Raw genomic sequence first — 20996 nt, 5'->3', positions numbered from 1 at the left:
TTTCAGTGACCTGACGCAAATCAATCAGCCGTTCAGCGGCTTGCCGAGCCGGCCGGCCAGATCCTGGGTGAATTGCCAGGCGACGCGGCCCGAGCGGCTGCCGCGCGTCGTTGCCCATTCCAGGGCGTCGGCGCGCAGCTGCTCCGGGTCGATAGTGAGCCCGTGATGGCTGGCATAGCTGTTGACCATGTCGAGATATTCGTCCTGCGAACATTTGTGGAAGCCGAGCCACAGGCCGAAACGGTCGGACAGCGAAACCTTTTCCTCGACCGCCTCGGACGGGTTGATCGCGGTCGAGCGCTCATTGTCGATCATGTCCCGCGGCAACAGGTGCCGGCGGTTTGACGTGGCGTAGAAGATGACATTGGCCGGGCGGCCCTCGACGCCGCCTTCAAGGGCTGCCTTCAGCGACTTGTAGGAGGTGTCGTCATGGTCGAAGGAGAGGTCGTCGCAAAACAGGATGAAGCGAAACGGCGCCGCCTTCAGCAGGCCCATCAGCCTGGGCAGCGTGTCGATATCCTCGCGATGGATCTCGATCAGCTTGAGCGGCAGGTCGGATTTGGCCTGGGCGTTGATCTGCGCATGCACGGCCTTGACCAGCGAGGATTTGCCCATGCCGCGCGCACCCCACAACAACACATTGTTGGCGGCATGGCCGGCGGCGAAGCGTTCCGTGTTTTCGACCAGAATGTCGCGCACGCGGTCAACGCCGCGGATCAGGCCGATGTCGACGCGGTTGACCTTGCGCACCGGCTCGAGATAGCCGGGGTCGGCCTGCCAGACGAAGCAATCGGCAACCGCAAGATCGGTTTGCGGCACCGGCGGCGGGGCGAGGCGGGTGACCGCTTCGATCAGGCGGTCGAGCTTGTGGTTCAGGGCTTCGATGGTGCTGTCGGTCATGTCTCGTCTTTTATGTTTCCGCACGAACGTGCGTAGGGGCCGAAATCGTCTTGATCCGGGCGAGATAGAAACGGGTTCCAAGCTTTTGTTTGGGCATGATCTTTTGCGAAAACCACGCCCGTATTCCGGGAGCATGCTCTAACACGGGTCAACCGGCCGGAAAAGCAGCTGAAAGCCCGGCCGCGCAGTTGCATTGGTAACTTTACCCACTATATTCCGGCCAAATTTGGCGAGGCCGCCCTACGGCCTTCTTCGTAACCAGGAGTTCTTGATGTTCGTCACACCGGCATACGCCCAAGCTACCGGAACTCCGCTTGGTCCGTTCGGGGATATCGGCATGATACTCCCGTTCGTTCTGATCTTCGTGATCATGTATTTCCTCATCATCCGGCCGCAGCGCGCCCAGTTGAAGAAGCGCCAGGAGATGATCTCGGCCGTGCGCCGTGGCGACACGGTCATCACCGGCGGCGGCCTCGTCGGCAAGGTGACCAAGGTGATCGACGACCACGAGCTTGAGATCGACCTTGGCGGCGGCACCAAGGTGACGGCGCTGCGCTCGACGATCGCCGACGTGCGGGTCAAGGGCGAGCCGGTGGCCAACCAGAACGCCAAGAAGTAAGCCAGTTTCCCAAGCGGAGCGATCCGCGGGCAGAGCTCTGACAAAAGACGGCGTATGGTCCATTTTTCGCGCCTGAAAATGATCCTGATCTGGCTTGCTATGGCCACAATGCTCGTCGACGCGCCCAGTCTTCACGCTGCCGGCCCGGACGTGCTGCTTCGATTGGACGCGACCGATGTGATCGATCGCCGGTTGGAGGCGACGCGTGACGAAATCAGGACGCTGTTGCGCGATGCAAGGATCGGCTATACTGCTCTTGCTAAGTCGGGTCGGGCCGTTCAGGTGCATATCACCGACCCCGCTCAGGTCGGCGCGGCCAAGATGGCATTGAAGGCGGTGACTGATCCTGTCCTTGGCAGCGCTGGTCCGGTCCAGGAAATGATCCTGGATGATACCGGAGCAGCGTTGCTCAAGTTCACGGTAACAGACACAGGCATCAAGTATCGGATTTCGATCGCGCTTGCGCAGTCGATCGTGGTCATTAAGAATCGCCTGCGTGATCTTGGTGTTGCCGACCCAGTAGTTCAGCCAGAGGGCCAAGACGGTATGCTGGTCCGGACCTCGGGCGTTGCGGATTTGCAAAGGTTGAGGAGAATTCTCACCCGAACCGGAATGCTGACTTTTCAGTGGGTTGATGAGTCGATGCCGGTCGCTGATGCGATCAATGGCCGGACGCCCGCTGGCTCGGTGGTGGTTTATTCGAAGGACGATCCACCGGTTCCCTATCTGGTTGAGAGCCGGACGATCGTTTCCAGTGACGACATTGTCAATGCTCAGGCGACTCCCAACTCCGTCACAAATGAGCCGGCGGTTTCGTTCACCTTCGATTCCAGGGCAACGGCACGCGTTGCGCAGGCGACCTCGCAGAATGTCGGCAAGCTATTTGCGATGATCCTCGACAACCAAGTGCTTTCGGTGCCAGTCGTCCGCGAGCCAATTCTTAACGGCCGCGGCCAGATATCGGGCAACCTCACCAAGGAGAACGCCGATGATCTGGCCTTGCTTTTGCGTTCCGGACCGATGCCTGCACAATTGAAAATAGTCGAGTAGCGCACGATAGCGCCCGGCGGTGATCAGAATTAGAATGGGAACCGACAGAGGCGATTGACGCCGAAACCGCTGCCGGCGGCAGCGCAAAATTGACCTCAGCGCGCTCGACAATCGGCGAAGTGCGGGTTAAGGGCGAGCCGGTGGCAAATAAGAACGCCAAGAAATAACCGAATTGTCGGCGGAACGATCCGCCAGTACGCCCTGACGGACAACGCCATATGCTGTATTTTTCGCGCCTGAAGATGATCCTGATCTGGATCGCCGTGGCCGTCACATTCATCCTTGCCGCGCCAAATCTCTTCCCGGCCAGCACATTGGCGCAATTGCCCAACTGGGTGCCGAAGCGGCAGATGACGCTTGGTCTCGATCTGCAGGGCGGTTCGCACATCCTCTTGCAGATGGACCAGAATGATCTCGTCAAGGCGCAGCTGGAAACGACGCGCGACGAGATCCGCACGCTGCTGCGCGATGCCAAGGTGGGCTATACCGGCCTTGGCGGCACCGGCAGGACCGTACAAGTGCGCATCACCGATCCAACCCAGATCGATGCCGCTAAGACGGCGCTTAAGCCGCTGACCGATCCGGTCGCCGCCGGCCTGTTCACCGGTGGCTCCATCCAGGAAATGTCCCTGGATGATTCCGAAGCCGGGCTGCTCAAATTCACCGTCACCGACGCCGGCATCAAATACCGCACCTCAGCCGCATTGGCGCAGTCGATCGAAGTCGTCGAGCGTCGCGTCAACGAACTCGGCACCACCGAGCCGATCGTGCAGCGGCAGGGCGACGACCGTGTGCTCGTCCAGGTGCCGGGCCTGCAGGATCCGCAAAGGCTGAAGGAGATCATTGGCCAGACCGCCAAGATGACCTTCCAGATGGTGGATACCTCGATGTCGGTGCAGGATGCGCTGAACGGCCGCCCGCCGGCAGGCTCCTCGGTGCTTTATTCGCAGGACGATCCGCCGGTTCCGTATCTGGTGGAAAATCGCGTCATCGTGTCCGGCGAGGATCTTGCCAAGGCCACCGCAACTTATGATTCCCGAAACAACGAGCCAGTGGTTTCGTTCGTCTTCAACTCGCGCGGTGCGACACGGTTCGGCCAGGCGACCCAGCAGAATGTCGGCAAGCCGTTCGCCATCATCCTCGACAATCAGGTGATTTCGGCGCCGGTGATCCGCGAACCGATCCTCGGCGGCAGCGGCCAGATTTCAGGCAATTTCACCGCCGAAAGCGCCAACGACCTCGCCGTGCTGCTGCGGGCCGGTGCGTTGCCGGCAAAGCTGACCGTGATCGAAGAACGCACGGTGGGCCCGGGCCTCGGCCAGGATTCGATCCATGCCGGCAAGGTCGCCGGCATCATCGGCTCCATTCTCGTCGTCGCCTTCATGTTCGTCGCGTACGGACTTCTCGGCTTCCTCGCCAACATTGCGCTCGCCGTGCACGTGGCGATGATCGTCGGGGTTTTGTCGCTGCTTGGCGCGACGCTGACCTTGCCCGGCATTGCCGGTATCGTGCTGACCATCGGCATGGCGGTCGATTCCAACGTGCTGATCTATGAGCGCATCCGCGAGGAGCGACGGGCCGGCCGTTCGGTCATCCAATCGATCGACACAGGTTTCACCAAGGCGTTGGCGACCATCGTGGATTCCAACGTGACGTCGCTGATTGCCACGGTCGTGCTGTTCTATCTCGGCACCGGACCGGTCAAGGGCTTCGCCATCACCTATGCCATCGGCATCTTGACCACGGTCTTCACCGCCTTCACCTTCACCCGTCTGCTGGTGTCGATCTGGCTGCGCCGTGCGCGTCCGAAGGAATTGCCGCGTGCGCCGGTGACCTTCGTTCCGGCCGGCACGAAAATCCCGTTCATGGGCATCCGCCGCTGGACCTTCGCACTGTCCAGCCTGCTGTCGATCGCGTCGGTTATCGGATTCCTGACCATCGACATCAACTACGGCATCGACTTCAAGGGCGGCTCGATCATCGAGGTGCAGTCCAAGCAAGGCGACGCCGATATTGGCGATATCAGAAGCCGGCTGTCGGAGCTAAACATCGGTGAAGTGCAGGTCCAGCAATTCGGCGCGCCGAACGACGTGCTGATCCGCGTCGGCACCCAGGATGGCGGCGAGAACGCCGAGCAGACCGTCATCGACAAGGTGCGCGGCGAGCTCCAGGACAATTACGATTTTCGCCGCGTCGAGGTGGTGGGCCCGACGGTTTCGGGCGAGCTGGCCAAGCAAGGCACGATTGCGATGATCATCGCGCTGATCGGCATCCTGGTCTATGTCTGGTTCCGCTTCGAATGGCAGTTCGCGGTCGGCGCAATCGTGGCGACGGTGCACGATGTGGTGATGACGCTGGGCTTCTTCGTCATCACCGGGCTCGAATTCAACCAGTCTTCGCTGGCGGCGATCCTGACCATTATCGGCTATTCACTCAACGACACGATCGTCGTCTATGACCGTGTTCGAGAAGATTTGCGAAAATACAAACGAATGCCGCTCCCGCAATTGTTGAACAACGCCATCAACGAGACTCTGTCGAGAACGACGCTGACTTCGGTGACGACCATCCTGGCGCTGCTGGCCCTGGTGCTGTTCGGCGGCGAGGTGATCCGCTCGTTCACCATGGCGATGCTGTTCGGCGTCGTCTTCGGTACCTATTCGTCGATCTTCATCGCAGCGCCCTTGCTGATCCTGTTCAGGCTCAGGCCGCAGGGAGCGAGCGCCGATGAGGAGAAGCCGGTTGGTGGCGGCAAGGCCATGGCGACCTGACGGCTGCGCTGGTGGCAAAAGGTATCGTCATCCGCGAGGCGCATTTCCCCGGACGGGCGCCGATCGAAGCCTACGGCAATGGCGGCTTCCGCTTCGCCGACATGTCGCATCGCGGCTCGCTTCTTTGCCTGCCCTCCGGCATCCATGGCTGGGAGCCGGCCGATCCGCTGGCCCTGACGGCGGCGGATTTCGACCTGCTGCTGGCCGAGGCCGACAAGGTCGAGATCCTGCTGGTCGGCACAGGCAAGGATTTGCGGCCCTTGCCGGCAGCACTTCGGGCGGCGCTGAAGGCGGCTGGCATTGGCTCCGACCCGATGTCGACGGGGGCAGCGGTGCGGACCTACAATGTGCTGCTTGCCGAAGACCGCGCCGTGGCCGCGGCGCTGATCGCCGTCGACTGACGTGACCGATGCAGCTGACATCGTCATGGAGACGGTGCGCGCCGGCGACCATGACCGCTATGTCAGCGCACTCTATGCACCGGCCGACAAGCGCGCGGCGCTGTTTTCGCTTTACGCCTTCAATGCCGAGATTGCGTCTGTCCGAGACCGCATCCACGAGGCATTGCCGGGCGAAGTGAGGCTGCAATGGTGGCGCGATGTCATCGCTGCTGAAGCCGCGGCCACAGGCAACCCGCTCGCCGATGCGCTGAAGGCGACGATTTCTGCCCATGGCCTGCCCAAAACTGCCTTCGACAACATGCTGGAGGCCCGCATCTTCGACCTCTATGACGATCCGATGCCATCGCGCACCGATCTCGAGGGCTATTGCGGCGAGACGGCGGCCGCGCTGATCCAACTGGCGGCGATGGTGCTCGATCCCAATGAGGCGCCGCGCTTTGCCGAACTGGCGGGCAGGGCCGGCTGCGCCCAGGCGATGACCGGCCTGTTGCTGCTGTTGCCGCTGCATCGCCGGCGCGGGCAATGCTTCGTGCCGGCGGATATCCTTGCCGCGGTAGGCTCATCGCCGGAGGAGTTCGTCAGCGGTGACGGCGGCCCCGGCGCTCAGCGCGCGGTGGCTGCGATGATTGCATTGGCGCAGGAGCATCTCCGCGCTTTCGAGCAAGGGGCGTCCGCACTTCCGGAAACGCTGCGTCCGGCGTTCCTGCCGCTGGCGCTGACCAGCGCCTATCTCGGCAAGATGGCCAATGGCCGCTCGCCGCTTGGCGGCGCAGCCCGGCTTTCGGCTCTGCGCCGGCATGGGCTGTTGCTCAGGCGCGCAACGCGGGGCTGGCCAGCGAGTTAACGTATAAACGTCAATCGTGTTTAGGACTCTGAAACCTGCCTATTCAGCAGCTTCCGCTGTTTGCGCCGGCAGCCCTAGCCACTCCCGACAATCTGCCCGCGCGCGTGAGGTGATCGCGTGGCGCTTGGCCACCGTCTTGTCCTTGCCGCGCAGGCGTTTGCCTTCGGTCTTCGGTGCTTCCACCGGCGGGAACAGGCCGAAATTGACGTTCATCGGCTGGAAAGAGCGTTTGCCCGGCTCGTCGTCGGAAACGATGTGGCCGCCGGTGATGTGGTTGAGCAGGGCGCCGAAGGCGGTGGTGAGCGGCGGCAGGGACGGCGCGTGGCCGAGACGCTCGGCGGCGGCGAAGCGGCCGGCGAGCAGGCCGATGGCCGCGCTCTCGACATAGCCCTCGCAGCCGGTGATCTGGCCGGCAAAGCGCAGGCCCGGCCGCGACTTCAGCTGCAGGGAAGCGTCGAGCAAGGTCGGCGAGTTGATGTAGGTGTTGCGGTGCAGGCCGCCGAGGCGCGCGAAGTCGGCGTTTTCCAGGCCCGGAATGGTGCGGAACACGCGCACCTGCTCGGCATGCTTCAGCTTGGTCTGGAAACCGACCATGTTGTAGAGCGTGCCCAGCGCATTGTCCTGACGCAGCTGCACCACGGCATAGGCTTTTACCGTCGGATTGTGGGCATTGGTCAGCCCGATCGGCTTCATCGGCCCGTAGCGCAGCGTCTCGACGCCGCGCTCGGCCATGATCTCGATCGGCAGGCAGCCGTCGAAATAGGGCGTGCCTTCCCACTGCTTGAATTCGGTCTTCTGGCCGTCGACCAGCGCCTGTACGAAGGCGAGATACTGGTCCTTGTCCATCGGGCAGTTGATGTAGTCCTTGCCGGTGCCGCCGGGCCCAACCTTGTCGTAGCGCGACTGGAACCAGCAAATGTCCATGTCGATCGTGTCGAAATGGATGATCGGGGCAATCGCGTCGAAGAAGGCCAGCGCATCGGCGCCGGTTGCCTCGGCGATCGACTGGGCGAGCGACGGCGCGGTCAGCGGTCCCGTGGCGATGATCGCCTGGTCCCACTCCGCCGGCGGCAGGCCCGGCACTTCCTCGCGCTCGATGGTGATCAGCGGGTGCGCTTCAAGCTTTTTCGTCACCGCGTCGGAGAAACCGTCGCGATCCACGGCCAGCGCGCCGCCTGCCGGCACCTGGTTGGCGTCGCCGGCACTCATGATCAGCGAGCCGGCCAGCCGCATTTCGGCATGCAGCAGGCCGACGGCGTTGTTCTCGGCATCGTCGGAGCGGAAGGAATTGGAACAGACAAGTTCGGCAAGCCCATCGGTCTTGTGCGCATCGGTGCCGCGCACCGGGCGCATCTCATGCAAAATGACGGGAACACCGGCTTGTGCTGCCTGCCAGGCGGCTTCGGAGCCGGCGAGGCCGCCGCCGACGATGTGGATAGGATTTTTGCTCATGAGCGCCGGAATAATCGCTTGGCGCGCCGTTTGCAATTGGCCGGTGCGAGCGTGGGTCATTGTCGTGCAACGACGGAGCTCGACTTTCTTATGTCCGCAGCGACGGTCTGATGGCGGCGTAAAGCGCCTCGATCGACTGCATGCGCAATTGAAAAGCCTGCCCAAAAACAACAACACCCGCCGCGGGAGGAGGTGCGGCGGGTGTCGTTTTTGGGGCCGATTCTCGGGAGGAGGTGGGGATCGGCCGTATTCGCCATCGCCGGGGAGGAGGTCGGCTTTGACGAAATTCTTTTCGCCGGATCGAGGGAGGCGAAATCCCTGGAAGACGAACTGCGTTCACTTTGAAGACGAACTAGCGTTCGCTTCGGAAAGACGAACTGCGTTCGCTTTGGAAACAGCGCCCGCCGCGGGAGGAGGTGCGGCGGGCGCCGTTTTGGTGGTCAACCCTCGGGAGGAGGTGAAGGCTGACCGTATCCGTCAGGGTCGGGGAGGAGGTCGACCCTGGCGAAATTCTGGCTAGATCGTCGCTCTGCGGGCGATGATCTTGATCTCGTCACGGACGATGCCGAGATCATGGAGCTGACGGTTCGAAAGGCGACCCAGCTCGGTAACGGTGTCGCGGTAAACGCGCCAGTTACGATAGTTGCGGATCAGGTTCATTGTCGTTCTCTTTTTCAAAACTGGTTCGGACCATTTGCGATCCGAAGAGGATTAGACCGCCTTGCGGGCGACGTAGTGGATGTCGCTGCGGCTGATGCCGAGGTCGGTCAGTTCACGGTTCGAAAGGCGGCTCAGCTCGGAGACGGTGTCCCGGTAGCGGCGCCAGTTGCGGTAGTTGCGGATCAGGTTCATGGTAGTGCTCGTTTCGTCTTTCTTCGGATCATTCCGTTTGTGTACGAACAGTAAATAGGCTGGGTAATATCGATTTAAAAGTGCTGTTGGCGCATGGCAGCAATGCAAATTGTGCAATGCAACATTAATGCGCGTTCACGGCTTCGTCATGAAGAGACCCGAATCGGAAAATGACGTTGCGTCAACGATTTGAGCGGATCGGCTGTCAGAAAGACCAAGGTGGGGGAGAAGCGACATGGCGAGCTATTCGTCGCGGGCGAGGGCCGATATCGGGCGGTGGCTGCAGGCTGGCCTGATCGACGCGAAGACGGCCGATGCGCTTAAGCGCGACATCGACGCAAACGAGCGCAGATCGCTGAGCTTCGGCACTATATTGGCCATGATGGCGGCGCTGCTGTTCGGCGCCGCGATCCTGCTCTTCGTCGCCGCCAACTGGGACGCCATCCCGCGGCTGGTGCGGGTCGCGGCACTGTTTGCCGTCATTCTCGCCGGCTATGTCGGCGGCGCGGTGTTGAAGATGCGCGACCATGCGGCGATCGGCGAGGCGCTGTGGATCGTGGCCGCCGCGGCCTTCGGCGGATCGATCGCGCTGATCGGCCAGATGTACCATCTCACGGGCGACGAGGCCTCGGCCATCGTCACCTGGGGCATCGGCACGGCACTTGCCGCGGTGGCGTTGCGCTCGAACCCGCTGACGGTCGCTGCCGTCGGCATATCCATTGCCTGGCTGTTCGTGCGCGCGTTCGACTTTTATGACCGCCCCGTATTTCCGAATTTCTTCCTTATCATGGCGCCGGTGGTTTTTGTCGTCTCGTTCTGGACGCGTAGCCAGCCGGCACGCCACTTGATCATTCTCTCGGTCATTTTCTATATCGCGGTGCGCGGCCTGGACCAGAACACGGTCGCCCTGGCTATTCCTCTGGTCGCGGTGTCGGCGCTGCTGTTTGCGGTTTCGATCTTCGCCGCCGGGCCGGCCGACTGGATCTTGCAGCTCGGCGGGCGGTTGCCTTTGCACGCCTTGATCGGCTTTCTCACCGGGCTGGCGATGATGCAGATCGAACTGGGCGATGACAACGCCTTCAGCAACGGCTTTGCCATTGCGTCGGTCATCGCGCTGGCCGGCATTGCCGCGGCGATCATGCTGGGCGGGCGCGAGAGCAGGGGGCTGCGCTGGGTTGCCTATGCCGGCTTTGCCTTCGAGCTCGCCATTATCTACGTCGTGACCTTGCAGACGATGCTCGGCACGGCCGGCTTCTTCCTGGCTGCCGCAGTGCTGTTCGGCATCCTGGCTCTCGTCATCATCCGTGTGGAAAAACGCATGAAGGCCCCGGAAGGAGCGGCAGCATGATGTCGGGAAAGAAACTTGTCATCTCGGCGCTGGTCCTGGCGCTCGTCCAGATCGGCTTCCTGAGCTGGATCATCGCCGGCCGCGCGGCGATCCTGCGCAACGGCAAGGAGGTCTTGCTGAAAGTCGAGCCGGTCGATCCGCGCGATCTGCTGCGCGGCGACTATATTATCCTCGGCTATGAAATATCGCGCTTGCCGGTGAAGCTGATCGCCAACATCCCGGCCGGCCAGCTCGTGAGCGAGAACACGCCGATCGTGGTCCGGCTGAAGCCGGGTGCCGACGGCTATTGTGGCATGCGACCACGGCCTGGTTCGGCAAGGCTCCGACGCCGGCGACCGCCGACGAAGCCGATATTGTCGGCCAGGTCGCGCCGGGCTGGACGCTTGATCCTGAATCCACGATCGCACCGCAATACGGCATCGACCGCTTCTACCTTCCTGAGGGCCAGGGCATTGCGATCCAGGACGACATGCGGGTGCGGCCATTCGGCGTGCGCATCGCGCTCGCCGCCAGTGGCGAGGCGCAGATCAAGGGGCTGATGGACGGCGACAAGACATTGTTTGAGGAACCGCTCTACTAGAAGACATTACCCAGGGCATGGATTTCGGCAACGATCGATCGCTTCGCCCTCATGCAAACCAGACGGGCGAAGACAATGCCGATTACGGTGACGACGCGCGGAGATATCAATCTCGATGCCGTTTTGCGCGTCGCCTGGAGAAACGACACGGTCGAAATCGGCGACAAGGCCTTGCAACGCATTGCCGAATGCCGCGCCTCGTTCCTGAAACTCATTGAGTCCGATCCGCCGCCGGTCATCTACGGCGTCACCACCGCCATGGGCGAGCTGGCAAGCCGCAAGCTCGAACTTGACGAGCGCGACCGCCATGCGCGCATCAAAGCGTATGCCGCCGCCACATCCTTCGGGGAGCCGTTGCCCGACCGCGTGGTCCGGGCGATCGTGCTGGCACGGCTGACCAATTTCATCGAAGGCAATGCCGCCACCACGCCGCGCATCGCGCTAGCCGTTGCGGCGATGCTCGACGGCGGCCCGATGCCGGTGGTGCCGTCGCAAGGGCAGGGTGGCGCCGGCGAGATCCTGGCGCTCTATCCGCTGTTTGCTGCGCTTACCGCCAGCCTTGAGCTTGAGGTGAAGGAGCGGGGATCGCTGATCAACGGCTCGCCTTGCGCGGCGGCACTGGTGGCGGACGCAGCACTTGCCGCGCGTCGTCGCCTCGCCATGGCGCACAAGGTGTTCGCGCTGTCGATCGAAGCGTTTCGCGCGCCGCTCGAGCATTATGATGCAGCTCTCGACGGGCTCTGGGGCGACGCGCACGAAGCGGCCGCCTTGCAAGGGTTGCGGCAATACGTGGTTGGCGCCGGCGACGGCCGGCGCAACTATCAGGCGCCGGTCAGCTACCGCATCGTGCCGCGCGTGCTCGGCCATGCGCATAGGACGCTGGCCGGCGCCGAGCAGGCGGCGACCGTATCGCTGGCCTCGATCTCGGACAATCCAGTCTATATCCCGCCCGACGCGGCGCACCCGCTGGGGCGCTGCATCTCGACCGGCGGCTATCACAATGCCATGGCGACGCCGGCGCTCGACGATCTGGCGGCGATCTGGGCCGATCTCTGCCTGCTCTGCGACCGCCACGCCTCAAAGCTGCTGAACGGCAAGGTCTCGCTGCTGCCCGACCTGTTGATGACCGGGCGGCATTGGGCCGACAGCGACGGCCACGGCAATGTCGGCTATGTCCCGATGGCGATCACCGGCTATCTCGAGCAGGCCAAGCTCGCGGCGAAGCGCACCTTCATTCCGGGCACCGAATCGGCCGGCGCCGGCCAGGACGACGTCGCCACCACCGCATTCTTCGCCTGGACCAAGGAAGCGACGGCCGGCCGCTGCCTCGATGCGGCAATGGCGATGCTGGCGATGATCGCCTCGCAGGCGCTGCACGTCACTGAACGCGCCGCGCCGCCGGCATTGCAGGATTTTGTCGCGGATATCAGGAAGATCGTGCCGCCGGTCGACGCCGACCGGGTGCTGGGGCCGGAGCTGGCGAAATTGGCGGAGTGGTTTACCGGTCAAGTGTTTGAAGTGTAGGCCGTCGCCGCCAGTCCTCCTACGCCACGGCTTCGGAGGACACCCTTCGCTTTATCAAGCTCCTGGGTGGCCTGCCACCCGAAGCTCGATAGAGCGAAGGGTGGTGCGGATGAAGGGACTCGAACCCCCACGCCTTTCGGCACTGGAACCTAAATCAGATGACGGACGTGACGTGGTGCTGATTTTATTGGGAAATTTCCCCACGGGGACCAACAGCTCGGGCACAGCGTGGGCACACCGGGCACACTTTCGGGCACAGTCTTGCCAGCGTGTCCCGGCCCCTGTAGAGGAGGCGCGGGAGCGGGTGTGGCGGAACTGGCAGACGCACTTGGTTTAGGTCCAAGCGCCGAGAGGCATGGGGGTTCAAATCCCTCCACCCGCACCAAATCAACCGACATCATCGAGCACCAGAATGTCAGGGTGGCCCTGGATTGGGCTGTAGTATGCCTCGGTCAGCTCGGAGTAGACGCGGCCACGGAAGTCGACCATGCGAATGCCCCGCTCCCAGTCCTGCTCCCTGCGGGCGACCTCGGTGGCAGTCACGCGCTCGCGGAACATATCGGTGAAGAAGGCGCTCTCGTAGGTCGTGATCTGCTGGAGGAAGTCGCGGCTCCATGACGACGACTTGCCACCATAGCAGGCCAGCATCAGCTCCTCCGTCGATGGCCTGAAGCTCATCTCAAGCTGGCCTTCGAGCTTCTCGTGGGTGCCCTTACGGGCTAGGACGTGGGCTCCCGGTCCTCGTTTCGTCATTCAGTTTCTCCTCGATTGCTTGTTTGAGGTCGAGCAGGAATGCCCGCTCGGTGTCAGGATCGGTGCCCGGTCGGAAGACCACCCGCACCTTGCGGATGGCTCGCTTCCAAAGCAGGGCCTCCAGTGGTGTGCCGGTGATGTAGACCTTCATGCCTCATGGACCCCGGTGTGGAGCCATCGGAACAGTTGCCGCTTGGTCCTCGCCTCCCACAGCTTGCCGTCCGGCCCGCATCGATCCCCGTACTTGCGCTCCGCAGACGGGTGGGCGGCCTTGGGACCCCACACAGGGTCGGTCTCCATCACGGCGGGGTTGCGGCAGGCGGTGCCGTCGTCGCTGCGGAAGAAGGTGCAGTCCTTGCAGAGCTTCATGCCTTCACTCCCACCAAGCTCGACCAGAAGCCCAGCTTCAGGAACGGCGATTGGCGGCTGAAGGTGCCGTCCGGTGTGAGGTGCCACCACTTGTAGCCGAGCGCCTTGTACCAGAGCTTGACGATCATCCCGCCGTTCGGGCCGAGGACATCGGTGGCCGCCCAGTAGAGCGCCGTTCTCTGGCACCACGAGCGTTTGTGGAAGGTGCCGAGCTGGTAGAAGACGGTGCCGAGCGCGGGACTGCCCTCGAACTCTGCGATCTTGGCTCGGGCCTTGCGGAACTCGGCGTAGCGAGCGCCCACGTCCGACATGAACACGGCCCCGGCCAAGCCTGCGGCGATGTTGTCGTAGATGCCCATGTCGATGAGACCCGGCGAGGTGGAGGCGGCGAGGCCGAAAGAGATGCCGGCGAGGGCGAGCGGGGGCCAGACCGCGAGGAGGCTGTGGAGGATGCGTTTCATGTCTGGTTCCTTTCTCGGGACAAAAAAAAAGCCCCGGCGGTCAGCCAGGGCAAAGTTGGACAGAAGGTGGAAGGTAGGTGTTAGGCCGTGAGTTTGATCCGGGAGGCCACACCCACGGCGATGCCCACGAGGGCACCCCAAAGGTCAGCCCCCGGCACCCATAGGAGGGTGAGGCCGAGGATGGATACGAGACCGGCGGCGAGGCCGATGAGTATGGCTTTCATGGGTCACTCCCGTGTGTGGAAGCGACCCAATTAGCGCGAGGCGAGGTGGGTGACAAGATAGAACCACACGAGGCCGCCGAGTGAGACGGCCCCGAGGTAGAGGAGGTATCGCCTCACGCCTGCCGCGTCTTCCACGAGGGCTCGAACGGCGGGGGAGGCGTTAGCACTCGCTTTTTCAGCCGAGGCGTCCGCCTTTGGGTTGACTGAACTGATGTTCCAGTCGCTTCGTGAGGGCGCTCCAGCAGGGTCACGATGTCGTCAAGACCGTTGGGCCGTATCTGCATGTAGCGGAGCGTGGTCGTCAGCTCGGTGTGCCCCATCCACGTCATGACGCGCTTGATGTCCACGCCGGCATTGATCAGCCGGGTGCAGCACGTATGGCGCAGAGTGTGGGGCGTCACGTCATGGAGCCCGGTGCCGGACCTCATCTTCGACCAGCGGCCCCGCATGGTGTCCTTCGAGCCCCCGGTGAAGGGACCGGCGCGGTTCTGGTGGGTCTTCCACCGCCGAGCCAGAGTATCGCGGACCCGCCGGGTGAGCGGCACGGTGCGCGGCTTGCTGGTCTTGGTGTGCCAGAAGGTGACCGACGTGAACCCCTTGGCGAAGGCGTCCCACTTGGCGTCCATCGCTTCCGAGTAGCAGCGAGCCCCGGTGTCGATCAGGAACTCCGACAGGTCGTGGAGGTCTTGGTCGCCCGAAGCCAGCCAGTAGGCGAGGATCGCCCGCTCCTCCAGCTCGTCCACGTAGCGGAACTTGGTCTGCTCCTCCTTCGAGAACCGGATGCGCGGCATCTTGTTGATGACCCCGGCATCGAGAGCGACGTGGAGCATCTTCGACAGCGCCGCGCACTTGCGGTTGATGGTCGAGTGCGTCAGCCCCCGGTCAGCCAGATCGGCCCGCATCTCTGCGATGTCAGCGGAGCCGATGTCAGCCACCGGCTTCTTCTCACCGAAGTACTCGACCACGGTCTTGGCGTTGAGGTTGGCGGTGGAGGCCGACTTCATGCCGGCCCAGTGGGTGCGTTTGACGTGCTCAAACAGAGACCCAAGCAGGGCGAGGTCGCGGTTGCCGGCCTTGCCGGTCGAGATAGGCGGCAGTGCCCGCCCCTCGTCAACAGCTAGGTTGGCCGCGCCCTCCCAAGCCACTGCCTGGGCCTCTGTATCGAAGGCTGGCCGGTGTCGTTTGCCGTTCGCGTCGGTGACGCTAGCCTGCCATTTATTGCCTCGCTTCCTCGCCATTGTCGTTGGTCTCCATGTGGAAGTAGCGTGAAATTTTCTCTGCCAGCCCGACACCGCGCCGGGTAGGAGCCGCGAGCTGGGCTCGACCGTCGAACGGGTCAGTCACCGTCGTGATCAAGTCGAGACCGGGCTTCGGCTTTGCGCGGTGGTCTGCGCGGTAGTCGCCCTTGGACAGGGCGAGTATATTCCTTGAAAGAGCTGACCGGGAAAGTCCCGTGGCCGGGAGTAAATCCGCCACTTTCTTCCCCGGTGTCGCCGTGACGAGCAGGTAAACCAAGAGTTGAGAAAGTTCCATTTGAGCGTCGAATGCTCGGAACTCCTCAATGACCTTGATCAAGCACCTGATGTCCTTCTTGTAGCTGTCGCCGTCTGTGTACATTATGCATCCCCATCTGCTGCGCGTGAATTACTGTCCCTCCCAGCTCATCACGAACACTTCTTTTTTCTCGGAACGCAGCAGAGGGATTGGTTATGCTGCCTTCTGATAGACTATTGTTGCCAGATCGTTAATCTTCCCGTGGGCGAACAGGAAGGGTTGCTGCACCATGTGGCTGGCGACCGGGTGGCCGTCGACCATCGCTCTCAACGCTGTTGTAAGGAACTCCACTGCCAGCGTCACGTCACGTATTGTCTCACGGTCGAGTGTGGCGATCTGCGCGGCTACAACTTCCAGTCTCATTTCCTTTAGTTCCTCGTGTTTTGCAAGAGAGGGATTTTGTCCCGTCAACGGGATCGTCCCTTCCCTTAATCCCAAGTTCTCCTCATGTCTACAACATTTGTATGCATGTTTTAAACATGAGCCCAATTTGTCGCACCCCCAAGGTGCGTTACCGCTTTTCCCGCACGAAAAGCCACCGGAAGAACCAGTTCCACAGGAGGGCACCGATGCCCGCCACGCCTGTGGCGCTAAGGAAGCCGTAGCCAAGTATGAGGACCGTGGATTTATCCATCTTCGTCCCCCACTCGGCGGGCTGCTAAGGTGATAGGAATATACTCCTGATTTGCGCTTGAGGTCAAGTACGTTTTGTACGATGGCATCATTACGCGGCCTCCCTGTAGGTGACCGGAGCCGCCGGTAGGTCGCCCCACTGGTCAGCCATTGCGTTGGCGATACCGTCGAAGAACTTGGACCGCTCGGCCCACCTAGCGGGGCCAGGAGAGGCGCTGTGGACGCGCTGGTCGGGCTTGGCGTCGTCGGGCAGACCGAGAGCCTCGCGGCACTCGTCCCACGTCCTGTAGGTCGGCGTCAGGGTCGGCAGACCACGGAGCCACAGGCATGTCCGCTTGCTCTCCGGCTCCCCGAAGTGCCACGGCTGGACCGACTGGGCGAACTCGCGGTAGTTGCGGATGCGCTGCTTGCCGTGGGTGTGCATCACGGGGTTCTCAAGGCAGACGCGCTCGATGGGAGCGTTCCAGAGGTCCGAGAACAGCGCCGCGCCTTCGTCCAGCTTCCGCCACATGAAGGCCAGCCGCTCGGGCTCGCTCATGGTGGCGTAGGCGGCGATTTCGAGGGGCGTGTAGTGCTCGGCGGTCAGGCGACCGGGCGGTGCCGACAGCCAGCGGACACCGGAGTTGCAGAGGCGAGTGCAGGGCGGGTGAGCGACCATGAGGAGGTCCCACCCATCATGCAGGAACTCGCGAACGTCGCCGATCAGGTGCTTGTTCGAGCGGTCGGCTGACGGCAACAGATCGCAGGACCAAGCGTCGTGCCCACGGGCAGCGAAGGCGCGGCGAACGGTGCCGGAGAACTCGCAGCCGATGAGGACGCGGAGAGGTCTGTCAGTCTGCCGCATCGTTTTCCCCTTTGATCAGTTGCTTGAGGGCAGCAGCGCCGAGCCCATACGGGTCTGGCCGACCGGCGAGCCCGAGGCAGTCCATCGCGATGTCGAGAGCCTCATCTGTGGAGTAGCCGCTGGTGTCGAGGACGCGGCGAGCGACCTGAACGATCACTGTGACGGTGTGGAGCGACTTGGCGACCGGCTTGCTCATGCGGCCCTCCTCATCTCGGCGTAGGTGCGCGGGATGAAGTAGGGGAACGGGCGCTCGCCCTCCCGACAACGGGACAAGGCGTCGGCGCGGCTGTTGAAGGCTCGCCCCATGTGGCTGTTGACGTGGAGGCCCTTCACGCCGGAGGACCTGTCGGTCACCGACGCAAACATGCCGCTGCGAGTGTCTCTGATAATCCAGCGGGTCATGCCGCGTTCCTTTCGTTCTGATCGTCATCGAAGTGGCCGCCGTAGTAGGCGCCGATTTCTGCGTGGAGGTGCTCTGCGTCCCAGCCTTGGCCTTCGAGAATGTCGGCCACGATGTCCGGGTACTGCTTGACGAGGTACTCGACCGTCAGCCCCTTGCTGGAGAGCGAGGTGGAGGACGAGTAGCCACGGGTCCGGCTGGAGTAGCCGTAGTCCACGCTGTCCCAGCCTGCGTCCTCGTAGGGGTCAGACTGCGGGTCCCGTTCGATCACCAGTTGCGACCAATCGGCGGCCAGCAGGGTGTCGCGGAGGTCCAGAAGGAACTCCACGTTCTGCGTTTCTCGGCGTGTGTGCTGGTCGTAGTAGCCGACCGAAATGTTGGTGCATTCCGGGATGATGCCGGCGTACTCGTTGGTGTCCGTGTAGGTGCCGGTGTCGTCGGGCTTGTAGTCGCCACCGAGGATCGCCGCGAGCGAGTGGGCGAAGGCGTCGGAGGCCGTCCGGCCCCACGACTGGTGAGTGATCACACTGTCGTAGCCGCGCCTGTCGAAGGCAATGGCGGCCTGTATCCCGGCCACGAACTTGGAGTTGTGCTGGACCAGATTGGATGACCCGATACAGCCGCGCTCCTCGGCGTGGTGGATCACATACAGCCCCTCGATCCCGGCCTTGACCATCTCGGTCATGAGCCAGACACCGGCAGTGTCGTCGGCCCCGAGACATGAGGAGGCACCCTTTTTCGCCTTGCGGGACAGGCTTAGGATGCCGTCCTTCAGCGAGAGCGTCTGCGTCCCGGAGACCGAATGCACGGTGTCCATATGCGAGGACCAAAGGATCGAGGGGCTGGCCCCGATCTGGAGGTAGAGGTTCTTGAACTCGTCCCGTTGGAAGCCGAGCGGCGTCAAATACCGCTCGACAAAGGCAGTCTCCGCAGCCGACCCGGAGGGCCGCATATAGGAGAACATCTGCAAAATAGTCTGTATGTCGCTGGCCCGATGGGTCATCGTTAGGTCTCCTATAGGTGCGTTGAAGGTGGGTTAGGCGGCGAGGGCCAGGTCGAGTTCGAGCTGCTGCGGGTGGTCGATGCGGCCAATCTCGACCGCGCCGTCCTTCCAGTCCCAGAACTGCTCGGTCAGGTAGCGCGTGGCTTCCCAAGCGAAGACCCGACCATCGTCAAGCTCGCAGTGCTCGGCGTTGTCGTACCACTCCTCGGAGAAGTCGCAGTGGAAGGCGTTCTCCTCGGCGTAGCTCAACTCGTAGGTGTCACCGTCTGCGAGCGTCACGTAGTCGTAGCTGGCTGTCGGATACCACTTGTTGGTGCCGTCGCAGTGGAACAGTTGGCCGGAGTATCGCCGGGTGGCGGCGCGGCTGATGCGAATGTCGTCCGGTGAGGCGACCTGTTCGCTGTCAGGGTAGCTCTCGCCAGTGATGTCGCAGGTGAAGTAGTTGGAGCCGAAGCAGCTCTCGCAGATGCTCCCCACGTCCTCGACATAGTAGGAGTAGTCGTCGTCCATCGCCTCATCGCAGTCGGCACATATGCAGCGTTCCGGGTTATCCATGTTGGTGCCGTTGGTGTACTGCATGTAAATGTCGCCGCGACCGATGATCAGATAGGTGCCGTCGTCGTGGGCGTAGTTGCCCATGTCGCAGTATGGCACCGTGTAGAAGGCACCGTTGTAGATGCGACGGATGCGGGCTCCGGCGAAGTCGTCGTCGTCGCCTTCCTTGTAGCCAGCGGTTTCCAAGGCCACGCCCATGCGGTGATAGTCGCCGTAGACCCGACCGTAGATTTTCTTCTCCGGCCAGACCACGCAGCGGGCAGCAGGATCGTCAGTGGTGCCGATGTAGGCAATGCCGAGGTCCGGCCCAGCGTAGACGCGGGCAGGGTGCTCGTCGCTCTGGAACATGCTGGCTTCCTTGGACATGCAGGAGTTAGGCCCGTTCTCGTAGACCTCCTGCACCTCGTCGGCATCCTGGGTCACCTTCAGTTCCACCGGAGCGAAGAAAGACTGCCACGCTAGGCCCTGCTCCTGAATGAACTCCTCGGTCAGCACGTCGCCGAGATACTTCTTCAGGTACTTGCCGGCCTTGATCGGCGTGAGCACACCGGCCTTCCGCTTCTGCGGTGTCTGATAGTAGGCGAGGAGACCGGGAAACTTGGTCGAGAAGCGCGGCATGTGCTCGGCCCAGCGGGCAATGTGAGCGCGGAACCATTCCTGCTTATGCCACGGCGAGAAGTCGGCCTGAATGTGAGGCAACAGGTCCGAGTAGGGCTCGGTGCCTTCCTCGTAGGCGATCAGGTGGAAATGAGAGGTGTCTCTGTAGGCGCGGAGGAGGTCCGCGAAGTCCTCGACCCCATCACGCATCGTGGCGTTCCAAGTGTCGGTAGCGCCTTTGTAGACGCCTTCGGTGTGGATCACGACGTAGCGCCGCCGCATGTCGCCGGCATAGTCCGTAAAATCCCACGGCGTGAGGCCAGCTTCCGGGTCCGTCTTGGTGATCCGTTCGTGGACCCGCACGACACCCTTCGGCAGCTTCGGTTCTCTCTCGTGGGCTTCAGGAGCCCCGTCAGCACATTTCTTGCACATTCCAGTTTCTCCGATTGTCCCGTTAACGGGTTGATATGGTCAAAGCGATGCGACCGGGTGGCCGGCGGTGTTGAGCAAGGTGACCTTGAAGCCGCGATCAATGTGGCCCGTGTCCTCATCCTTCAGCGTGGCCGGTGTGATCCTGTAGTCGGACAGGTTGCCGCCTAGCGTGGCGGCGTGGGCGGCCCGCTGGGCACCGTCGCGGCTGATGAAAAGTGTGATCCGGTCTGCCATTGGTTGCTCCTATGTCCCGTTGCCGGGACTATCTGGTCAAAAGAGTGAAGACGGTGAGGACGATGAACAGGATGCCAGCACCCGGCATGATGAGCAGGATTGCGTCGTCGGCCTTGCGCCGTGCCTTGGCGGCCCGCTCTGCCCGCTGCTTGCGCTCAATCTCCACCGCCACGAGGCGCTGGACACCGGCAAGGTATTGCGGCAGAGGCAGGCGGTCCGCCTCCCATTCTCTACGTAGCTTGTTCAAGGCGATTGTGTCGTTCATGGCGTTCTCCTATGCCAACGCGATGTCGATGAGAGCCCGCAAGAGCTTGCCCGTTATGCCGGGATCAACTGCGGCCACGCCGCCGACCATTGCGACAAGTGCGATGAGCGGCCATGTGTAGAAGATTATGGTCTTCATGGTTGCTTTCCCATTGGTTGTGACAGTGGCATTTGATTGCCAGTGACAGAACAAATGGTCGGACCGGGAAGCGTTATTGCTCCCCGGCCCGTTATTGTTTGCCTAGTTTGCTTTTGTTGTGCCGCTTGTCTCTAGTGGGAGATGCAAGTCTTAGGTGTTTCTCTGGAGTGTTTGTGAGGCACTTACCGTGATC

Annotated in this window: 27 protein-coding genes, 1 tRNA gene and 1 pseudogene; 9 read left to right on the top strand and 20 right to left on the bottom strand. The window is 62.5% G+C overall.

From position 1 onward, the window contains the following. Positions 1 to 24: 24 nt before the first annotated feature. The gene (locus tag X756_RS151210) at positions 25 to 900 is read right to left on the bottom strand and encodes an ATP-binding protein (RefSeq protein ID WP_023729957.1); all 876 of its coding nucleotides are present in this window, start codon (positions 898 to 900) and stop codon (positions 25 to 27) included. A gap of 271 nt (positions 901 to 1171) precedes the next feature. Here X756_RS151210 and yajC point away from each other — a divergent pair, with 271 nt between their 5' ends. From yajC to X756_RS151235, 5 genes are all read left to right on the top strand, one after another. Continuing rightward, positions 1172 to 1519 (top strand): preprotein translocase subunit YajC, encoded by a 348-nt coding sequence (yajC, locus tag X756_RS151215; RefSeq protein ID WP_023729956.1) that lies wholly within the window; start codon positions 1172 to 1174, stop codon positions 1517 to 1519. Positions 1520 to 1573: 54 nt separating this feature from the next. Beyond that, complete coding sequence (locus X756_RS151220) at positions 1574 to 2569, top strand: hypothetical protein (protein WP_023729955.1); 996 nt, start codon at positions 1574 to 1576, stop codon at positions 2567 to 2569. A 218-nt stretch (positions 2570 to 2787) separates the two neighbouring features. Further along, positions 2788 to 5340, top strand: coding sequence for a protein translocase subunit SecDF (secDF, locus tag X756_RS151225; RefSeq protein WP_023729954.1), 2553 nt, complete (start codon positions 2788 to 2790; stop codon positions 5338 to 5340). 11 nt (positions 5341 to 5351) lie between these two features. Next, positions 5352 to 5741, top strand: a complete 390-nt coding sequence (locus X756_RS151230) for an Mth938-like domain-containing protein (protein ID WP_023667676.1) — start codon at positions 5352 to 5354, stop codon at positions 5739 to 5741. 1 nt (position 5742) lies between these two features. Next, complete coding sequence (locus X756_RS151235; RefSeq protein WP_031238598.1) at positions 5743 to 6585, top strand: phytoene/squalene synthase family protein; 843 nt, start codon at positions 5743 to 5745, stop codon at positions 6583 to 6585. A 39-nt stretch (positions 6586 to 6624) separates the two neighbouring features. Here X756_RS151235 and trmFO read toward each other — a convergent pair whose 3' ends face one another. The 3 genes from trmFO to X756_RS1000000167435 all read right to left on the bottom strand — a co-directional run bounded on the left by trmFO (position 6625) and on the right by X756_RS1000000167435 (position 8889). Then, the gene (gene trmFO / locus X756_RS151240) at positions 6625 to 8037 is read right to left on the bottom strand and encodes a methylenetetrahydrofolate--tRNA-(uracil(54)-C(5))-methyltransferase (FADH(2)-oxidizing) TrmFO (protein WP_023729952.1); all 1413 of its coding nucleotides are present in this window, start codon (positions 8035 to 8037) and stop codon (positions 6625 to 6627) included. Between the two features lie 516 nt (positions 8038 to 8553). After that, a complete protein-coding gene (locus X756_RS1000000167440; protein WP_023667673.1) occupies positions 8554 to 8697 on the bottom strand; it encodes a DUF1127 domain-containing protein in 144 nt (47 codons plus the stop codon). Between the two features lie 51 nt (positions 8698 to 8748). Next, complete coding sequence (locus X756_RS1000000167435; RefSeq protein WP_006335194.1) at positions 8749 to 8889, bottom strand: DUF1127 domain-containing protein; 141 nt, start codon at positions 8887 to 8889, stop codon at positions 8749 to 8751. A gap of 235 nt (positions 8890 to 9124) precedes the next feature. Here X756_RS1000000167435 and X756_RS151245 point away from each other — a divergent pair, with 235 nt between their 5' ends. From X756_RS151245 to X756_RS151255, 4 genes and pseudogenes are all read left to right on the top strand, one after another. Continuing rightward, positions 9125 to 10237, top strand: a complete 1113-nt coding sequence (locus X756_RS151245; RefSeq protein WP_023729951.1) for a DUF2157 domain-containing protein — start codon at positions 9125 to 9127, stop codon at positions 10235 to 10237. After that, positions 10234 to 10817, top strand: a pseudogene (locus X756_RS01000000165500) (GDYXXLXY domain-containing protein). Before X756_RS151245 ends, X756_RS01000000165500 begins: the two are co-directional and overlap by 4 nt. A gap of 75 nt (positions 10818 to 10892) precedes the next feature. Continuing rightward, positions 10893 to 12341, top strand: a complete 1449-nt coding sequence (locus X756_RS151250) for an aromatic amino acid lyase (RefSeq protein WP_023729950.1) — start codon at positions 10893 to 10895, stop codon at positions 12339 to 12341. Positions 12342 to 12641: 300 nt separating this feature from the next. After that, positions 12642 to 12726 (top strand) — tRNA-Leu (locus X756_RS151255). Between the two features lie 2 nt (positions 12727 to 12728). Here the strand turns inward: X756_RS151255 and X756_RS0134345 are convergent. The 16 genes from X756_RS0134345 to X756_RS1000000170395 all read right to left on the bottom strand — a co-directional run bounded on the left by X756_RS0134345 (position 12729) and on the right by X756_RS1000000170395 (position 20803). After that, positions 12729 to 13094 carry a hypothetical protein gene (locus X756_RS0134345; RefSeq protein ID WP_023729949.1) on the bottom strand — a complete coding sequence of 122 codons (366 nt, stop codon included), beginning with the start codon at positions 13092 to 13094 and terminating at the stop codon, positions 12729 to 12731. After that, positions 13054 to 13245, bottom strand: a complete 192-nt coding sequence (locus tag X756_RS0134340; RefSeq protein ID WP_031238595.1) for a hypothetical protein — start codon at positions 13243 to 13245, stop codon at positions 13054 to 13056. The genes X756_RS0134345 and X756_RS0134340 overlap by 41 nt, the downstream gene beginning before the upstream one ends. Continuing rightward, complete coding sequence (locus X756_RS151260) at positions 13242 to 13463, bottom strand: hypothetical protein (RefSeq protein ID WP_023729948.1); 222 nt, start codon at positions 13461 to 13463, stop codon at positions 13242 to 13244. Before X756_RS151260 ends, X756_RS0134340 begins: the two co-directional genes overlap by 4 nt. Further along, positions 13460 to 13924, bottom strand: coding sequence for a hypothetical protein (locus tag X756_RS151265; RefSeq protein WP_023729947.1), 465 nt, complete (start codon positions 13922 to 13924; stop codon positions 13460 to 13462). Before X756_RS151265 ends, X756_RS151260 begins: the two co-directional genes overlap by 4 nt. Before the next feature lie 80 nt (positions 13925 to 14004). Continuing rightward, complete coding sequence (locus X756_RS1000000168775; protein WP_023729946.1) at positions 14005 to 14148, bottom strand: hypothetical protein; 144 nt, start codon at positions 14146 to 14148, stop codon at positions 14005 to 14007. Between the two features lie 113 nt (positions 14149 to 14261). Then, positions 14262 to 15386 (bottom strand): site-specific integrase, encoded by a 1125-nt coding sequence (locus tag X756_RS1000000166680; RefSeq protein ID WP_023729945.1) that lies wholly within the window; start codon positions 15384 to 15386, stop codon positions 14262 to 14264. Next, positions 15364 to 15765 (bottom strand): hypothetical protein, encoded by a 402-nt coding sequence (locus X756_RS151270; protein WP_023729944.1) that lies wholly within the window; start codon positions 15763 to 15765, stop codon positions 15364 to 15366. Before X756_RS151270 ends, X756_RS1000000166680 begins: the two co-directional genes overlap by 23 nt. A gap of 90 nt (positions 15766 to 15855) precedes the next feature. Next, positions 15856 to 16065, bottom strand: a complete 210-nt coding sequence (locus tag X756_RS151275; protein WP_023729943.1) for a hypothetical protein — start codon at positions 16063 to 16065, stop codon at positions 15856 to 15858. Between the two features lie 361 nt (positions 16066 to 16426). Next, positions 16427 to 17179 carry a hypothetical protein gene (locus X756_RS151280; RefSeq protein WP_023729941.1) on the bottom strand — a complete coding sequence of 251 codons (753 nt, stop codon included), beginning with the start codon at positions 17177 to 17179 and terminating at the stop codon, positions 16427 to 16429. After that, a complete protein-coding gene (locus tag X756_RS151285) occupies positions 17166 to 17375 on the bottom strand; it encodes a hypothetical protein (protein WP_023729940.1) in 210 nt (69 codons plus the stop codon). Before X756_RS151285 ends, X756_RS151280 begins: the two co-directional genes overlap by 14 nt. Then, entirely contained in the window at positions 17372 to 17581 is a 210-nt protein-coding gene (locus X756_RS151290; RefSeq protein WP_023729939.1) for a hypothetical protein, read from the bottom strand. The genes X756_RS151285 and X756_RS151290 overlap by 4 nt, the downstream gene beginning before the upstream one ends. Continuing rightward, the gene (locus X756_RS151295; protein WP_023729938.1) at positions 17578 to 18582 is read right to left on the bottom strand and encodes a M28 family peptidase; all 1005 of its coding nucleotides are present in this window, start codon (positions 18580 to 18582) and stop codon (positions 17578 to 17580) included. The genes X756_RS151290 and X756_RS151295 overlap by 4 nt, the downstream gene beginning before the upstream one ends. 33 nt (positions 18583 to 18615) lie before the next feature. Then, the gene (locus X756_RS151300) at positions 18616 to 20166 is read right to left on the bottom strand and encodes a hypothetical protein (RefSeq protein WP_023729937.1); all 1551 of its coding nucleotides are present in this window, start codon (positions 20164 to 20166) and stop codon (positions 18616 to 18618) included. A gap of 39 nt (positions 20167 to 20205) precedes the next feature. Next, on the bottom strand, positions 20206 to 20400 hold the full coding sequence (locus tag X756_RS151305; RefSeq protein WP_023729936.1) for a hypothetical protein: 195 nt from the start codon (positions 20398 to 20400) through the stop codon (positions 20206 to 20208). A gap of 28 nt (positions 20401 to 20428) precedes the next feature. Beyond that, entirely contained in the window at positions 20429 to 20665 is a 237-nt protein-coding gene (locus tag X756_RS151310; RefSeq protein ID WP_023729935.1) for a hypothetical protein, read from the bottom strand. A gap of 9 nt (positions 20666 to 20674) precedes the next feature. Further along, a complete protein-coding gene (locus X756_RS1000000170395) occupies positions 20675 to 20803 on the bottom strand; it encodes a hypothetical protein (protein ID WP_023729934.1) in 129 nt (42 codons plus the stop codon). Positions 20804 to 20996: the final 193 nt, after the last annotated feature.

It is taken from the genome of Mesorhizobium sp. LNJC405B00 (genome assembly GCF_000502615.1).
Classification (GTDB): Bacteria; Pseudomonadota; Alphaproteobacteria; order Rhizobiales; family Rhizobiaceae; genus Mesorhizobium.
Note: the sequence above shows the minus strand (reverse complement) of the source record. Positions and strands in the feature narration are given on the sequence as shown.

What these genes read in the sequence shown, in the direction of transcription:
- X756_RS151210 (WP_023729957.1), bottom strand. Translation starts at nt 900, where the DNA reads ATGACCGACAGCACCATCGAAGCCCTGAACCACAAGCTCGACCGCCTG.
- yajC (WP_023729956.1), top strand. Translation starts at nt 1,172, where the DNA reads ATGTTCGTCACACCGGCATACGCCCAAGCTACCGGAACTCCGCTTGGT.
- X756_RS151220 (WP_023729955.1), top strand. Translation starts at nt 1,574, where the DNA reads ATGGTCCATTTTTCGCGCCTGAAAATGATCCTGATCTGGCTTGCTATG.
- secDF (WP_023729954.1), top strand. Translation starts at nt 2,788, where the DNA reads ATGCTGTATTTTTCGCGCCTGAAGATGATCCTGATCTGGATCGCCGTG.
- trmFO (WP_023729952.1), bottom strand. Translation starts at nt 8,037, where the DNA reads ATGAGCAAAAATCCTATCCACATCGTCGGCGGCGGCCTCGCCGGCTCC.
- X756_RS1000000167440 (WP_023667673.1), bottom strand. Translation starts at nt 8,697, where the DNA reads ATGAACCTGATCCGCAACTATCGTAACTGGCGCGTTTACCGCGACACC.
- X756_RS1000000167435 (WP_006335194.1), bottom strand. Translation starts at nt 8,889, where the DNA reads ATGAACCTGATCCGCAACTACCGCAACTGGCGCCGCTACCGGGACACC.
- X756_RS151245 (WP_023729951.1), top strand. Translation starts at nt 9,125, where the DNA reads ATGGCGAGCTATTCGTCGCGGGCGAGGGCCGATATCGGGCGGTGGCTG.
- X756_RS151250 (WP_023729950.1), top strand. Translation starts at nt 10,893, where the DNA reads ATGCCGATTACGGTGACGACGCGCGGAGATATCAATCTCGATGCCGTT.
- X756_RS0134345 (WP_023729949.1), bottom strand. Translation starts at nt 13,094, where the DNA reads ATGACGAAACGAGGACCGGGAGCCCACGTCCTAGCCCGTAAGGGCACC.
- X756_RS0134340 (WP_031238595.1), bottom strand. Translation starts at nt 13,245, where the DNA reads ATGAAGGTCTACATCACCGGCACACCACTGGAGGCCCTGCTTTGGAAG.
- X756_RS151260 (WP_023729948.1), bottom strand. Translation starts at nt 13,463, where the DNA reads ATGAAGCTCTGCAAGGACTGCACCTTCTTCCGCAGCGACGACGGCACC.
- X756_RS151265 (WP_023729947.1), bottom strand. Translation starts at nt 13,924, where the DNA reads ATGAAACGCATCCTCCACAGCCTCCTCGCGGTCTGGCCCCCGCTCGCC.
- X756_RS1000000168775 (WP_023729946.1), bottom strand. Translation starts at nt 14,148, where the DNA reads ATGAAAGCCATACTCATCGGCCTCGCCGCCGGTCTCGTATCCATCCTC.
- X756_RS1000000166680 (WP_023729945.1), bottom strand. Translation starts at nt 15,386, where the DNA reads ATGGCGAGGAAGCGAGGCAATAAATGGCAGGCTAGCGTCACCGACGCG.
- X756_RS151270 (WP_023729944.1), bottom strand. Translation starts at nt 15,765, where the DNA reads ATGTACACAGACGGCGACAGCTACAAGAAGGACATCAGGTGCTTGATC.
- X756_RS151275 (WP_023729943.1), bottom strand. Translation starts at nt 16,065, where the DNA reads ATGAGACTGGAAGTTGTAGCCGCGCAGATCGCCACACTCGACCGTGAG.
- X756_RS151280 (WP_023729941.1), bottom strand. Translation starts at nt 17,179, where the DNA reads ATGCGGCAGACTGACAGACCTCTCCGCGTCCTCATCGGCTGCGAGTTC.
- X756_RS151285 (WP_023729940.1), bottom strand. Translation starts at nt 17,375, where the DNA reads ATGAGCAAGCCGGTCGCCAAGTCGCTCCACACCGTCACAGTGATCGTT.
- X756_RS151290 (WP_023729939.1), bottom strand. Translation starts at nt 17,581, where the DNA reads ATGACCCGCTGGATTATCAGAGACACTCGCAGCGGCATGTTTGCGTCG.
- X756_RS151295 (WP_023729938.1), bottom strand. Translation starts at nt 18,582, where the DNA reads ATGACCCATCGGGCCAGCGACATACAGACTATTTTGCAGATGTTCTCC.
- X756_RS151300 (WP_023729937.1), bottom strand. Translation starts at nt 20,166, where the DNA reads ATGTGCAAGAAATGTGCTGACGGGGCTCCTGAAGCCCACGAGAGAGAA.
- X756_RS151305 (WP_023729936.1), bottom strand. Translation starts at nt 20,400, where the DNA reads ATGGCAGACCGGATCACACTTTTCATCAGCCGCGACGGTGCCCAGCGG.
- X756_RS151310 (WP_023729935.1), bottom strand. Translation starts at nt 20,665, where the DNA reads ATGAACGACACAATCGCCTTGAACAAGCTACGTAGAGAATGGGAGGCG.
- X756_RS1000000170395 (WP_023729934.1), bottom strand. Translation starts at nt 20,803, where the DNA reads ATGAAGACCATAATCTTCTACACATGGCCGCTCATCGCACTTGTCGCA.